This is a genomic window from Rugosimonospora africana (genome assembly GCF_016862975.1).
GTDB classification, from domain to species: Bacteria; Actinomycetota; Actinomycetes; order Mycobacteriales; family Micromonosporaceae; genus Rugosimonospora; species Rugosimonospora africana.
This window is the reverse complement of sequence record NZ_BONZ01000030.1, coordinates 32,977-47,129: the sequence shown is the minus strand read 5'-3', so window position 1 is coordinate 47,129 and position 14,153 is coordinate 32,977. Positions and strand designations below refer to the sequence as shown.

Sequence of the window (14,153 nt, the reverse complement as noted above, 5' to 3'; positions counted from 1 at the left end):
AGAGGGCCTGGATCGATGGTTGAGGTACGCTCGGCACCGGCAACCTGGAACGGAGGAAACCGTGGGAAAACCAGAGCGGCCGGCAACGATCAGCGACGTGGCCTCCCTCGCCGGAGTCTCGGTCGGCACCGCTTCCAAGGCCCTCAACGGACGTGGCTCCATGCGGCCCGACACGCGCCGGCGGGTGCAGGAGGCCGCGCAGCGGTTGTCGTTCCACGCCAACGCCGCCGCCCGCACCCTCAACACGGGCCGCACGTACACGGTCGGGATGATCACCACCGACAGCATCGGGAGGTTCAGCATCCCGGTCATGCTCGGTGCCGAGGACTCGCTGGGCGCCGGGCAGATGTCGGTGTTCCTCTGCGACGGGCGCGACGACCCGATCCGCGAGCAGTACTACCTGAAGACCCTGCTCAGCCGTAACGTCGACGGGATCATCGTGACCGGCCGCCGCACCCAGGCCAGGCCGCCGATCGCCGCCGCCCTGCCGGTACCGGTGGTCTATGCGTTCATCAGCTCCACCGACCCCGAGGACTGCTCGGTGGTGCCCGACGAGGCGGGCGGCGCCCGCAAGGCCATCGAACACCTGCTCGCCACCGGCCGGCGCCGCATCGCCCACATCACCGGGCCCGAGCACCACCACTCCGCTCAGGTACGCGCGACCGGCGCGGCCGACACTCTCGCCGAGGCCGGACTGACCCTGGTGGCGCCGCCGATGTTCGGCGAGTGGAGCGAGCTGTGGGGCCGCCAGGCCGCCGGCATGCTGCTGGCCATGGGGCACGACGTGGACGCGGTGTTCTGCGGCAGCGACCAGATCGCCCGCGGGGTCGCGTCCACGCTGGGTGTGGCCGGCCGGCGCATCCCCGAGGACCTGGCACTGATCGGCTTCGACAACTGGGATGTCATGGCGCTGGCCTGCCAGCCGCCGCTGACCAGCCTGGACATGGATCTCGAGGGGCTCGGGCGGGCCGCCGCCGACCTGCTGCTCGACGCCATCAACGGGCGCCCCTCGCCGGGCCGGCACACGCGGCCGTGCCGCCTGGTGGTGCGCGAGTCCACGGCCATCGTGGTGAGCCAGCCGTCCACCGCGCCGGGTCCGCTGATCGCATCGGCCCGGCCCGAGTGACCGCGACCGACCCGGACCAACCGCGCGGCATCGACCCGCCCGGAGTCATCGCGACCGACCCGGACCAACGGCGCCGGATCGGCCCGGTGGCGCCCAGCGCCGGCGGCGCGGCCGTCCTGTGGCCGTTGCCGTTCCGTCTCGACGGCGGGTTCTGGGCGGCACGCCAGCGCGTCAACACCGCCCACAGCATCGGGCACGGAATGCGGCAGCTCCGCACCCATGGGCAGTGGGACGATTTCCGGTACGCCGCCGGCAGGCAGACCGGCGTGCACAGCGGCCGTCCGTACACCGATTCCGACATCTACAAGATGGCCGAGGCCATCGCCTGGGACACCGAGCGCGGCGGCCAGGACGGCACCGAGGCCATCGCCGAGATCGCCGCCCTGGTCGCCGACGCGCAGTTGCCCAGCGGGTACCTCAACACCTGGTTCCAGTGCACCGGAACCGACCACTTCTCCGACATGCGGATGGGCCACGAGCTGTACTGTGCCGGCCACCTGATCCAGGCCGCGGTGGCCGCGGCTCGGGCCGGGGCCGACAGCGGGCTCGTGGCGGTCGCGATCCGCTTCGCCGACCATCTGGTCGACACGTTCGGTACCGGAGCGGACCCGGGGCTGTGCGGGCACGCCGAAATCGAGACCGCGCTGGTCGAGCTCTACCGGCTCACCGGCCACCGGCCGTACCTGGCCCTCGCCGCGCGGATGATCGACCGGCGCGGGTACGGGCTGCTCGGACCCGGCCACTACGGTGCCGCCTACTACCAGGACGACGCGCCGATCCGCGAGGCGCGGGAGCTGGACGGCCACTGCGTACGGGCCCTGTACTTCGCCACCGGCGCCACCGACGTGTACCTGGAGACGGGCGACCCCACCCTGCTCGCCGCGCTCACCCGACTGTGGAGCCACACGCTGGCAACCAAGACCTACCTCACCGGCGGTGTGGGCTGCCGGCGCAAGACAGAGGCGTTCGGCGCGCCGTACGAGTTGCCGCCCGACCACGCGTTCAACGAGACCTGCGCGGGGGTCGCCAACCTGATGTGGAGCTGGCGGCTGTTGCTGGCCACCGGTGAGGCCGTCTACGCCGACCACATCGAACGGATCCTGTTCAACGTCATCGCGGCGGGTGTGTCCGAGCGCGGCGAACGGTTTTCCTACATCAACACCCTGCACCGGCGCGGAGCCGCGATGGAGACCGGGGACAAGGCGCCGTACCGCAAACCCTGGTTCGGCTGCGCGTGCTGCCCACCGAACCTGATGCGTACCCTCGCCAGCCTCGACCACTACATCGCGACGACCGACGCCGAGGGCATCCAGCTCCACCAGTACGCCGACGGCAGCGTACACACGGCGGCGCTGGGCCTGGACGTGCGCACCGACTATCCGTGGAGCGGACGGGTCGCCATCACGGTCACCGCCGCGGACGGACAGCGCACGCTGGCGCTGCGGGTACCGGCGTGGTGCCGCGACGCCACGGTGGAGGTCAACGGAAGCCCCGCCGACGTACCGGTTCGGGGCGGTTACCTGTCCGTGCGCCGGCGCTGGCGGACCGGCGACCGGGTCACGCTCGACCTGGCCATGCCGCCACGGCTGACCTGGCCGCACCCGCGCATCGACGCGGTCCGCGGCTGCGTCGCCATCGAACGCGGCCCGCTGGTCTACTGCGTCGAGGACACCGACCTGCCGGCCGGCGTCCACCTCGACGGACTGCGCCTGCGGCCGGACGAGCCGATGCGGGTCGACGTGCGGGACGACCTGTTGGGCGGGGTCATCAGCATCGCCGCGACGGCGCGGCGGCAGCCGGACACCGGCACGTCGACCTGGCCGTACGGCGCGTCCCGCCACCCGGTCGACGATCGGCCCGGGTCGTCGCGCGGCGCCGGTCGCGCCGAGCCGGGCGCGCCGGAAGGCCCGTCGGAAGGCCCGTCGGAAGGCTCATCGGTGGCGCTCACCGCGATCCCGTACTACGCCTGGGACAACCGCGACCGCGGCATGATGCGGGTCTGGTTGCCGGTCGGAGCCTGACCCCGCGACCAGCGCCCGCGACCTGACCCCGCAACCGCCGAACACGATCGCGGGGTGGAGACCGGGCCGCCCACCACAGCCGATCCAGACCGTCCCCGGCACGGGCCGCGCGAGTTTTCTCCCCGAACCGAGCTGTTTCCCTCGGCCAATCGGACGAAGCCACCCCGGTAGCCCCCGTGAGGCTCGCCCAGAACGGGAGTCGTTCACTGCCTTGGTGCTTCGAGGGCAGTGCTTGACGCATCACCCCCGCGACCCTACTCTCTCCATCGAAGGCAACCGATTTTCTAGAATTTCCGGAAGCCTCACGAGCGGTCCCGCGGAGCACGTCCTGCAACGGCGCACGTCCTGCAACGGCGCACGTCCCGCAACGGCGCACCTCGTCCACTTCCTCGGCCCGGCCTGATCCCCGCACGGGCTCCGGCGGCCGGGGCCAAGCGCCTCCCGTCAGAGGAGTAAACGTGTCAGCTCGAATCCTCAGAAGCCTTCGCACCTGCGTGGCGCTGGCCGTACTCGCGGCGGCGTGCCTCGCCGTCCAGCCGGTGCGGGCGGCCTACGCCGCCGCCGATGCGATGACCGTCGACATGGCACTGTACGGCGGTACCCCCACCTACCGGGCCTCCGGCTTCATCTACGGTCTGTCGCAGAACACCACTACCCCCTCGGTCTCGTTGCAGACCCAGATCAAGACCAGGGAGATGCGTGCCGGCGGATCACAGATCGGCTGCCCCAACGGTGGTTGGGTCAACGGCGCCTACACCGCGCGGTGGAACTTCGAGAAGTCCTACTACGCCCGGGCAAAGCAGTCCGGCGCGCACGTCGAGATGATCCTCGCCGCCCTCTGGGCATCCGACGGGGTCTGCAACGTACCGAGCTGGCCGGGTGACGGCGGGAACTGGACCGCGTACACCAACTTCATCAACCAGATCATCGGCGACGCCAGGGCGTCCGGGATGACCGGATCCGACGTGCGCTGGGACATGTGGAACGAGCCCAACATCTTCTTCTGGGGCCGCAGCCAGGCGCAGTACCTGGAGATGGTCAGGCGCGGCACCCTGCAGATCCGGGCCGCCCTGCCCGGCGCCGTGATCGAAGGACCCAGCTGCGCCTGCACCCCCAGCAACTCGTGGTTCATCACGTACCTCGACTACGTGAAGGCCAACGGCGTCGTCCCCAACATCCTCAGCTGGCACGACCTGCCCGGCGACCCGGCCGCCGACGCCGCCAGCCTCAACAGCGAGTTGGCCGCGCGGGGCATGAGCGTCTCCGGGTTCGATGTCAACGAGTACGGTGCCTTCGGTGCGGAGCAGCAGCCTGGCCCGTCGGCCTGGTACATCTCGCGGCTGGAGCGGTGCAACTGCGACGGGGCCAGGGCCAACTGGGGCATGGTCGGCCAGACCCCGTCGCTCTACGACACCATGGGTTGGCTGGTCACCTCCAATGCCAACCAGACGATGGGACAGTGGTGGGTGTACCAGCGCTACGCCAGCCAGACCGGCCTGCGCACGAACATCACCCCCGGATCCACCCATGACGGCATCGTGTTCCAGGACTCCGGTGCCCGCAGATCGGTGGCCGTACTGGGAGCCAAGGCCGGGGCGTCCACCGGTTCGATCACCCTCAGGTACGCCAACCTGCCGTCATATCTCGGCGGCAGCGGTTCGGTGAACGTTCTGGTGGAGCGCATGCCTTCCACGAACGCGTACGTCAGCGGCCCGACCACGGTCTCCAACAGCCGTGCGACGGTCAGCGGCAACTCCGTCACCGTCACCATCAACTGGACCAACGCTCTCGACGCCTACGCGGTGACCCTCACCCCCTGACAACCCCTCGACGTCACGGTGGCCCGTGGGCATCGCGCCCACGGGCATCCGGCCGGGCCGCTCTACGTCGCGCGGCGGGGAGGCGCCGTTCCTACGAGCCGGCCGGCTCGCTGTCACCCGCGATGAGCAGGCGGTAGCCGTAGTCCATGGACTCCCGGCTCAGCAGGTCCGCGTGGCGGCGCTGCCACGCCCCCGAGGCGAGGTCTGCGCGCAGTCTCTCGATCGCCGGCTCCGTCACGGACGGCGGGAGGTCGGCGAACGTCGAACTGGCCCGCCGGATGACCGGGTCGAGGTAGGACTCCGGGCGCCGCCAGTAGGCGATCTGGAAGCCGTCGGTGAAGTCGGCCGGGATGGGGAAGGGAACGACGGTGTGCGCGCCGAGCGCTTCCGCCACGACGGACAGGGGTGTGAAGCGGCCGTGTTCGAGCTGCCGGATCTCGGGAAGGTACTCCTCGATCAGCCACAGCTCAGGCAGGTGCTGAGGGTCCCAGGTGAACACGACCTGCCGACGGGAGACGCGCCGCAGTTCGCTGAGGCCGCGTCGCAGGTCGGCCCAGTGGTGCACGGTCAGCACCGCCATCGCCGCGTCGAACGCGCCGTCGTCGAAGGGCAGCTCCTCCGCGCCGGCCAGGATCTTCCGGTCGCCAGGATGCTGGTCGAGCATGACCTGTGACGGGTCCACCGCGGTGACGTCCGAGTCGGCCGGCTCGTAGGACCCGGCGCCCGCCCCGACGTTGACGACGGTGCGCGCCCCAGCCAGAGCATCAGCGATCAAACCGGCCAGACGCGGGTCCGGCCGGCGGATCTGGCGGTACCCGATGCCGATGCGGTCGTATGTCGCGGTCGCCGGAGTTCGCCCGGCAGCGGAAGCCGTCATTCCCTGGATCCGTCCTTCCGATCGTCACCATTGCCACAAGACGCCAGCGACCCGCCTCCTGTGACAGCGCGGCCCCGCGGCGTCCCGCGCGGCGCCCGCGCTGAGCAACGCCCGCGCGGACAGTCCACTGTGGAGTGGCGACGGGCGGCGGTGGCGGTTCGCCGGCAACGCCGCCCGCTCAGTCATGCGTGCAGCCCGGTCCGGTCGCCGGTTTCGGCACGTTGACGGCGGCGGCCATGGCCTTGTAGCCGGCGTCGTTCGGATGGAGGTCGCCGACGGTGTGGTAGCGGGGATCGATGACGAGCGGGTCGGTCCCGTCCCGCAGTGCCTTGTCGAAGTCGGCGACCCCGTCGAACTGCCCGCTGGTCCGGATCCACGCGTTGACCGCCTCACGGGTCTTCTCGTGTTCGTCGGTGTAGTAGACGGAGTTCTTGAACGGTGTGATCGTGCCTCCGATGATGCGCAGGCAGCGCGCGTGGGCCTGGTCGACGATCTGCGTCATGCCGTCGATGAGCTGCTGCGCGGTGGCGTTCGCGCCGATGTCGTTGACTCCCTCGAGGAAGATGACGTCGGTGACCCCGGGCTGCTCGAACGCGTCGCGCTGGATGCGGTGCAGGGCGGACGGACCGCCGCCCTGCGTGTCGGTCAGGATCTGGTTGCCGCCGATGCCTTCGTTGAGGACGGCGTAGTCGCCCAGCCTGCGGGCGAGCCAGTCGGGGTAGGTGCGGTCGGCGTCGATCGTCGAGTAGGCCCCGTCGGTGATGGAGTCGCCGAAGGCGACGATGGTGCGGGCGAGCGGGTGGGTCAGCACGTCCAGTCCGTCGAGGAAGAACCAGGACGGCGTGATGCTCTGGTACGGCGAGCCTCCGGGTTCGGTCGTCCAGTCGCCGGGCGAGGAGATGTAGCTGGTTGCCTGCGCCTTGTTGTGCCAGGTGGTCGGTCCGGTGGGTCCGGTCAGGTAGAGACTCACGAGGAGGTTCTTGCCCGCCCGGGTCGCGAACGGTACGGCGTCGCTCACGGTCTCGCCGCCGGCGGGGATCGTGGCCGAATCGCTGCCGTCGAAGGTGACGACTCGTTGCGTCTTCGCGACCGCCGTCGGACCGGTGTCCTGCGTGGCCACCGCGACCTTGGCCACCTGGAGTGGTGCCGTCCCGTAGAGGTTGGACAGCCTGACGCGTACCGCCTGCCCGCCCGCGGTGGGATGAATGACCATGCGAACGGTCTGGCCGGTGAACCCGTCGTGGCTCGGACCGGTGGCGATGGGCGGTTGCGGGGCGGTGCGCCAGGACGCCTGCCAGCCGGACCCCGGGCCGGCCGGTGCAGGGTCCTGGCCGGCCACCGCGTCGGTGGAGCCCGACCCGGCGATGGCCGCGGCGACGACCGCCACGACGGCCGCCACCCGCAACGAATGCCTGCCGTTCATGCCGTGCCTCCTCGTCGGGCGCTCATCGACGGCCGCCGCAGGGATGCTGCGTGTCCTTCATGATCCGGATCTGGTCCGTGGTGGCCGGGTCGATCTGGAAGTTGCCGCCGGCGGCGTCCGAGACACAGGTGCCGTTCAGGTCGACGTTGACGAAGCTGGCGTCGTACACCCTGTGGTCGGGGTCGATGCCGGCGACGACGCTGGGCATCGTGAACGGCGTCTCGGCGGTGATGTTACGGAATATCAGCGCGGAGATCTGACCGTAGCCCAACGAAGGGTCATACCACTTGTTGTTCTCGAGGATGATGTAGAACAGCCGCCAGTTGGCGTCCTCGACCCGGATGTTCTCGAACAGGTAGTCCTGCAGGTGCCCGGGCGAAGCGTGCCGCGACCGGAAGATCGCCTGCGGCGACAGCCAGTAGTGCTCGGCGTGGATGACGTCGTTGTCGTAGACGTGGAAGTTCGACTGGTCGGTCTTGACATTCCAGCTGATCATGAACGGTGCCCCGTTCTCGAGCTGCCACACGACGTTGTCGCGGATGACGCTCGGCCCGGTCATCGGTTTGAGCGAGTCGTCGTTCACCTTGCAGAAGTTGCCCTCGACCAGGCTGTCGGCGCCGGCCCAGATGCAGTCGGTGCTGTACCACCAGCTCATCACCTTGATGTTGTGCACCGTGATGTCGTTGCCCAGCACCCGGACGTTGAACCGTGGCCCGTCGACGAACGTCAACCCGTCGACCACGACGTTACTCGCGTCGGCCAGGTCGATCAGGCCGGGCTCGTTCTTGTTGGCGTCCTGGTCCCCGGTGTCGAGGAACAGCCCGTCGATGATGCCGCGGCCGCGGAACACAACGTTGTGTACGCCGGTCGCCTTGAACGCGGCCTTGACCCAGGCTCCGCCGGCGACGTACACGGTCTCGCCGTCGTGCAGCGGGACGTCGCGACCGAGGTCGTGCACGCCGGGTCCGAGGTAGAGCACGTTCGGGTCGGTGGCCGGCGGCACGTCGGTCTCGGGCGGGTTGGCGAACACCAGCATGGGGTGCGGCACCGGGTTGGTCGTGTTCGGCGTGAACTCCACGGAGACGTTCGCCGCGCCGGTGAGCGCGAAGTAGCAGGTGTTGCCGGCGAACACCGGGTGGATGCCGGCCGAGGAGGGCCGGACCAGACAGCCGGTGGCGGATCCGGTCAGCTTCCGCACCGCGACCAGCACCGGACCGGCGAACGAGAACGACGTCCACGACGTGTCCTGCTCGCGGTTGGTGTCGGTCTTGCGTGCGTTCACCTTGTAGACGAAGGAGTTCGTGGCGCGCAGGCCCTGGCGCACTGTCACCGCGTACTGGTCCGATGCCGTGGTGCCGGTCGGTGCCGGATAGGTGGTCAGCTGCGGCCTGGTGTGCGGGTCGGAGTCGATGCTCCCGTACGGCAGGGTGGCCCGTTGCCGGGCGACGTCGCGCAGCATCGCGTCGGTGGTGGCCGTGATCTGGTCGGCCTTGGCGTCGATGGCCGGCTGCTGGCCGCTGATCGGTTGCGACGTCCCGCCCTGGTCGTACTCGGTGCCGGTGTACGTGGTGCGGTGGCCCTGAGCCGCCGCGGGGGTCGCGGCGATCAGTACGGCGGCGGTGACGGCAGCGGCTGTGACAGCGGCCGTGGCGGCGGACAGGGCGCGGCGGAACTTCATGCATGGCCTCCGCATCGGGATGACTTCATGATCCGGATCTGGTCGGTGGCGTCGGGGTCGAGCTGGAGGTTCGCGCCGGGAGCGTCGGTGACACAGGTGTCACCGAGGCGCAGGTCCACCAGGTCGACGTCGGTGAAGCCGTGATCGGCGTCGATGCCGTTCATGACACTGGGCAGCGTGAAGGTTGCCGGCGCGGTGATGTTCCGGAAGATCAGCTCGGAGAACTTCCCGTACCCCAGCGCGGGGTCGTACCAGGTGTTGTGCTCGACGTTGAGGTAGAACAGCCGGTAGCTGGCGTCCTCGACGCGGATGTTCTCGAACAGGTACCGCTGCAGGTGGCCCTTGCCGGCGTGCCGTGAGTCGAACACTCCCTGGGTGGGCGCGTTGTACTGCTCGACATGGATCACGTCGTTGTCGTAGACGTGGAAGTTGGCCGAGTCTTGCTCGATGTTCCAGCTGAGCATGAACGGCGCGCCGTTCTCCAGTTGCCAGACGACGTTGTCGCGCACCACGCTGTCGCCCCAGAACAGCTTGAGCGAATCCTCGTTGTCCTTGACGAAGTTGTTCTCGACCAGGCTCTTGTCGCCGGCCACAATACCGTCGGTGTTGATCCACCAGCCGATGATCTTCACGTTGCGGATCACGGTGTACTCGCTCAGCGCCCGGACGTTGAAACGCGGCCCGTCGACGAGAGTCACGCCGTCGATCAGCACGTTGCGCGAGGTCGGGGACGTGGCACAGGTGCGGGCCGGGTCGCCGCCGTTGTCACAGCGGATGTCGATGAGGCCGGGCTGCTGCTTGTTCTCGGCCTGGTTGCCGGTGTCCATGAACAGCCCGTCGATGATGCCCCGCCCCTTGATGACCACGTTCTGTACGTCGATGCCGAGGAAGGCCCCCTCGACCCAGGCCCCGCCGGCCAGGTAGATGGTCTCGTTCGAGTGCAGGGTGACGTTCGGGCCGAGGTAGTGCACGCCGGGGCCGAAGTAGAGCACGTTCGGATCGTTCGGCGACGGCACGTCGCTTTCCGGCGGGTTGGCGAACACGAGCATCGGATGCAGTACCGGCGTCGTGGTGTTCGGCGCGAACTCGACGGAGAGGTTGGCCGGGCGGGTCAGCAGGAAGTAGCAGGTGTCGCCGACGAACCACGGACGGATGGCGTCGGCGGTCGGGCGGACCAGGCAGCCGGTCGCCGAGCCGGACAGCTTCCGCACGGCGACCATCACCGGACCGGTGAACGAGAACGACGTCCACGACGTGTCGAGCTCGCGGTTGCCGGGGCGGCGCGCCGCCACCGTATAGGTCACCGAGTCGTGGCGGCGGCCGAGCTGCCACACGCTGGTCGAGTACTGGTCGGAGGCCGCTTGGCTGTCCGGGCGGGGGTACGTCTCCACGCTGGGCGGGGCGCCCGGCCGGGCGGCATCCGGGCGGCTGTAGGGCAGCGTGGCCTGCTCCCGGGCCAGGTCGGCGAGGGTGGCGTCGGTAGACGCGGAGATCTGGCCGGCGAGCGCGTCAACGCCGGCCTGCGGGCCGTCGATCGGCCGGGTCGCGCCACCCAGGTCGTACTCGGTGCCGGTGTAGTGCCGCGCCGGGGCGGCGCCGGCGGGACCGGCCCCGGGGACGACGAGGGCCGCCACCGCCAGCGGTACGGCAAGCCGGATCAGCCAGCGCTTCGCCAACGCCCGCCGCGTGTCTCCCGCCTTCATCGACCACCTCCGTCGGTCCGATCGCCTGTCGGCGCACCAGACCCGCGCGCCCGGCCATCAACACGTGTTGCTCGATCGGGTTTCAAGGACTATCGGCCGGTTGATGGGGTTGCGCAAGGTGCGGCAGGGCCGTCGTTACTCGACCGCAACACGAGTTGATGAAGAGCGCGTCGGCCCGACCGCGGACGCGGCTACTCGGCGTCCTGCGGCCCTGTCCCGTAGATGTGGCGGCGTACGAGCTCGTCGTGTTCCAGGATCGTGTCCACCAACTGCCAGAACTCGGGAAGCCGGGGGTGGCTCATCCCCTCCTCCCGGCTGAGCTTGCGACCGAACATCGGGTCATCGGGCGCGACCGCGCCGCCGTTGACGAGCGTCGCCGCCGGAGCCGGCGAATCCACCACTGGCCCGACGCGACATCCGAAGGTGATGTGATCGTCGAACTGGTTCTGACCCCAGGTCCCCAGGATCGCGTCGATCCACGCCTCGTGAACGCCGTTGTGGTGGTAGCAGCTCGCGTAGTAGACAGCCAGGGCTGTTCCAGCGTCGTAGATGTTGGCCCAGGTCCGGTCGGCATGAGTGTCACAACACGGGCACACGAACTGCCGCACCTGCCGGCTGCTCTCATCGATCACGAGATCCATGGCTGGAAACAGTACCGGTGGCCCCGGCGGCCCCATTTTGATCATTGAGCCTCAGCGCCATACCCTGTCGACCGGCTTTCGTGGCGGGACGGGGTGAGTTGGATTGTTGACCGAGGCGATCAATGGCCGGGAGGTACTCGTCGCGGTCGCGGCCATCGGCGGGGGAATCGTCGGCGGGCTCATCTTGCGCATCGTGTTCGGGTGGGCGGCCCGGGGCCTGCGCCGGACCCGGTGGACCGGCGACGAGCTGGTCGCGGACCTGCTGCGGAACGTGACCTTTGTCGCGGCCGTCGCGGCCGGTCTGTGGGGCGCGGCGGTCAGCCTCCCGCTGACCGGGCAGGCCCGCGACGTGGCCGGCCGCGTGCTCATCATCGCGCTGGTGGCACTCAGCACGGCGTACCTGTCCCGGATGATCGGTGGGCTGATCCAGTCGGTCACCGAGGCACGGGTCGGCATCGCCTCGTCCGCCTCCATCTTCGTCAGCATCACCCGTCTGGCCATCCTCGTACTCGGGATGCTCGTCCTCCTCGAGACGCTGGGAGTGTCGATCACGCCGGTGTTGACCGCGCTCGGCGTCGGCGGGCTCGCGGTCGCCCTGGCGCTGCAAGAAACGCTCGCCAACCTCTTCGCGGGCATCCACGTGCTCGCGTCCAAGGAAGTGGAGCCCGGCGCCTACATCAGGCTGGACAGCGGGGAGGAGGGGTACATCGTCGACGTGAGCTGGCGTCAGACGACGGTGCGCCAGATCCGCAACAATCTGATCATGGTGCCGAACTCCAAGGTCGCCAACGCCATCGTCACGAACTTCAACCAGCCCGAGCGGGAGATGTCGGTGCCGGTGCAGGCACGGGTGGCCTACGACAGCGACCTGGACCAGGTCGAGAAGGAGACGATCGAGGTCGCCCGGCAGGTCATGCGCGAGGTGAACGGGGGCGTGCCGACGCACGAACCCACCGTCCGCTTCCACACCTTCGGCGAATCCTCGATCGACTTCTCGGTCACCCTCCGGGCCAGTGAGTTCGCTTCCCAATACCTGATCACTCACGAGTTCATCAAGCGGCTGCACACGCACTACCGGCAGGTCGGCATCCAGATCCCATTCCCGACGCGGACGCTGTTGACCGCCGAGCGCTCCGAACGCTGGGGCGACCCGGCACCGCTCTCGCGGCCCCACCCACGGCCGGCCTCGACTCATCCCACGGATAGCTAACTGTTCGTTGGTGGTGAAGGCGCACCCACGGCGTCACGGGGTCCATAGCTTCTTCCAGGTGACCTGAAATCTCTGCCGTGCTCCAGTCAACCTTCGGTGTGACGCCGTCGTCCTTGCTGGGGACGGAAGGAGAGAGCCTGTGCGGCGGAAGAAACGCTTCGAGGGGCTGGACGCCCTCGTCGCCGAACGCGGCAATGCTTTACTCGGAACCGCGGTGCTGCTGACCGGCAGTCGTACCGCTGGCGAGGACCTGCTGCAAGCGGCGCTGGAGCGGCTGATGCGCAGCTGGAACCGGGTGAACGGCGACAAGGAGGGGTACCTGCGCCGTACCCTCTACCACCTCGCGGTCGACCAGTGGCGACGCCGCGGGCGGCGGCCGGAGGTGCTGGCCGAGATCGAGCCACCGGGCCAGACGGACGGTACGGACGCGGTGCTCCTGCGGCAGATGCTGATCCAGGCACTGGCCATGCTGCCGCCACGGCAGCGGGCGGTGCTGGTGCTGCGGTACTGGGAGCAGCTCAGCGAGGCTGAGGCCGCGGAGATGCTCGGGTGCTCGGTCGGCACCGTCAAGTCGACCGCTTCACGGGGGCTGTCCCGGCTTCGTGAGTTGACGACCGCCGGGACGCTCAAGGACGCAATGGAAATGACGAGGAGCAAATAGATGAGCCCCGACATGGAGGAACAGCTGACCGCTGGGATGCGGGAGGCCGTCCACGGCCTGACGCTGACCCGCGATGTGCTGGCCGATGCCGGCCGGCGCCACCAGCGCCGTATCGTCGCGCACCGGACCGCGTACGCGGCCGGCGTCGTCGGTCTGGTCGGGGCGCTGGCGGCCGCGACCGTCGGTATTCGCGGCGCGACCGGTACGACCGGGTCGACTCCGCCGGACCGCGGCCACGGCCAGCCGGTGGCGGTCGGCCCCGACTCGCCCCGGCTGCGGCTGGACGCCGCCATCAAGGCCAGCACGGAGACCAGCTACCAGGTGAAGATCACGTCCGTCGACCCGAGCGTTCCGGCATGGACCACGACCGGCGCCTTCGACCCGGCGACGACCGCCGGCTATCTCGAGTCGCCGCGCACCGGGCTGCGTCCCTGGTACGTCGCCGGCTACGAGCACGAACGGCTCCTCGACGGTGTTCTGTACATCGGCTTTACCGACAGCCTGACCGGGAAGGTGAGCTGGGCCCGGTATGAGGGCGGCAGGCCGAAGAACCTCGACTACGACGACGCGCTGGGCGGCGCGCTCGCAGGCTCCGCCGACTCGAACGATCTGTTCCAGGTCCTACGGCAGACCGGGGCCACGGTCACGCAGACCTCCGCGAACGTCTACCACTTCGAGGTGTCGGTGAAGAACCCCGACGCCGCCGTCGGCATCGAGCCGGGGCTCATCTCCGACGCCTTCGCCGGCGACGTCACGCTCGGGGCTGACAAGCGGATCGCCACGGTGGCATACCGGCGCACGACGACGGGAACTCCGCTGCGCGGGAGCGAGCCTCACACCGATCACCTCCGGGTCACCATCGAGCTGTCCGGTTACGGAGCACCGGTGCGGGTCGAGAAGCCGACCGTGACGATGCCGCCGGTGACAGTGCGCTGATGACCTGATCCAGGACGCCCCGGCGGGGGCGCTGGGGTGCTCGGCCGGGCCAGACCG

11 protein-coding genes are annotated in these 14,153 nt (G+C 69.4%); 6 read left to right on the top strand and 5 right to left on the bottom strand.

Annotated elements, in window-relative coordinates; translation table 11 throughout:
• Window positions 1-61 precede the first annotated feature (61 nt).
• From Raf01_RS15260 to Raf01_RS15250, 3 genes are all read left to right on the top strand, one after another.
• Window positions 62-1,126 (top strand): LacI family DNA-binding transcriptional regulator, encoded by a 1,065-nt coding sequence (locus Raf01_RS15260; protein ID WP_203918534.1) that lies wholly within the window; start codon window positions 62-64, stop codon window positions 1,124-1,126.
• Window positions 1,123-3,147 (top strand): glycoside hydrolase family 127 protein, encoded by a 2,025-nt coding sequence (locus Raf01_RS15255; RefSeq protein WP_203918533.1) that lies wholly within the window; start codon window positions 1,123-1,125, stop codon window positions 3,145-3,147. The genes Raf01_RS15260 and Raf01_RS15255 overlap by 4 nt, the downstream gene beginning before the upstream one ends.
• Before the next feature lie 458 nt (window positions 3,148-3,605).
• Complete coding sequence (locus tag Raf01_RS15250; protein ID WP_203918532.1) at window positions 3,606-4,967, top strand: beta-xylosidase; 1,362 nt, start codon at window positions 3,606-3,608, stop codon at window positions 4,965-4,967.
• Window positions 4,968-5,058: 91 nt separating this feature from the next.
• On the opposite strand, the gene Raf01_RS15245 is transcribed toward Raf01_RS15250, so the two are convergent.
• From Raf01_RS15245 to Raf01_RS15225, 5 genes are all read right to left on the bottom strand, one after another.
• Window positions 5,059-5,844 (bottom strand): class I SAM-dependent methyltransferase, encoded by a 786-nt coding sequence (locus Raf01_RS15245; protein ID WP_203918531.1) that lies wholly within the window; start codon window positions 5,842-5,844, stop codon window positions 5,059-5,061.
• 178 nt (window positions 5,845-6,022) lie between these two features.
• The gene (locus Raf01_RS15240; protein ID WP_203918530.1) at window positions 6,023-7,267 is read right to left on the bottom strand and encodes an SGNH/GDSL hydrolase family protein; all 1,245 of its coding nucleotides are present in this window, start codon (window positions 7,265-7,267) and stop codon (window positions 6,023-6,025) included.
• Between the two features lie 22 nt (window positions 7,268-7,289).
• Entirely contained in the window at window positions 7,290-8,945 is a 1,656-nt protein-coding gene (locus Raf01_RS15235; RefSeq protein ID WP_203918529.1) for a glycoside hydrolase family protein, read from the bottom strand.
• Window positions 8,942-10,648, bottom strand: a complete 1,707-nt coding sequence (locus tag Raf01_RS15230) for a glycoside hydrolase family protein (protein WP_203918528.1) — start codon at window positions 10,646-10,648, stop codon at window positions 8,942-8,944. The genes Raf01_RS15235 and Raf01_RS15230 overlap by 4 nt, the downstream gene beginning before the upstream one ends.
• Window positions 10,649-10,839: 191 nt before the next feature.
• On the bottom strand, window positions 10,840-11,289 hold the full coding sequence (locus Raf01_RS15225; protein ID WP_203918527.1) for a hypothetical protein: 450 nt from the start codon (window positions 11,287-11,289) through the stop codon (window positions 10,840-10,842).
• Between the two features lie 106 nt (window positions 11,290-11,395).
• On the opposite strand from Raf01_RS15225, the gene Raf01_RS15220 reads away from it, so the two are divergent.
• The 3 genes from Raf01_RS15220 to Raf01_RS15210 all read left to right on the top strand — a co-directional run bounded on the left by Raf01_RS15220 (window position 11,396) and on the right by Raf01_RS15210 (window position 14,096).
• Complete coding sequence (locus Raf01_RS15220; protein WP_203918526.1) at window positions 11,396-12,499, top strand: mechanosensitive ion channel family protein; 1,104 nt, start codon at window positions 11,396-11,398, stop codon at window positions 12,497-12,499.
• A 139-nt stretch (window positions 12,500-12,638) separates the two neighbouring features.
• Window positions 12,639-13,160 (top strand): SigE family RNA polymerase sigma factor, encoded by a 522-nt coding sequence (locus Raf01_RS15215; RefSeq protein WP_239133629.1) that lies wholly within the window; start codon window positions 12,639-12,641, stop codon window positions 13,158-13,160.
• Window positions 13,161-14,096, top strand: a complete 936-nt coding sequence (locus tag Raf01_RS15210) for a hypothetical protein (protein ID WP_203918525.1) — start codon at window positions 13,161-13,163, stop codon at window positions 14,094-14,096. It abuts the gene before it with no gap.
• The last annotated feature ends 57 nt before the right edge of the window (window positions 14,097-14,153 follow it).

Coding starts and splice junctions, on each gene's coding strand:
- Raf01_RS15245 (WP_203918531.1), bottom strand. CDS start 5,844: ATGACGGCTTCCGCTGCCGGGCGAACTCCGGCGACCGCGACATACGAC.
- Raf01_RS15240 (WP_203918530.1), bottom strand. CDS start 7,267: ATGAACGGCAGGCATTCGTTGCGGGTGGCGGCCGTCGTGGCGGTCGTC.
- Raf01_RS15235 (WP_203918529.1), bottom strand. CDS start 8,945: ATGAAGTTCCGCCGCGCCCTGTCCGCCGCCACGGCCGCTGTCACAGCC.
- Raf01_RS15230 (WP_203918528.1), bottom strand. CDS start 10,648: ATGAAGGCGGGAGACACGCGGCGGGCGTTGGCGAAGCGCTGGCTGATC.
- Raf01_RS15225 (WP_203918527.1), bottom strand. CDS start 11,289: ATGGATCTCGTGATCGATGAGAGCAGCCGGCAGGTGCGGCAGTTCGTG.
- Raf01_RS15210 (WP_203918525.1), top strand. CDS start 13,161: ATGAGCCCCGACATGGAGGAACAGCTGACCGCTGGGATGCGGGAGGCC.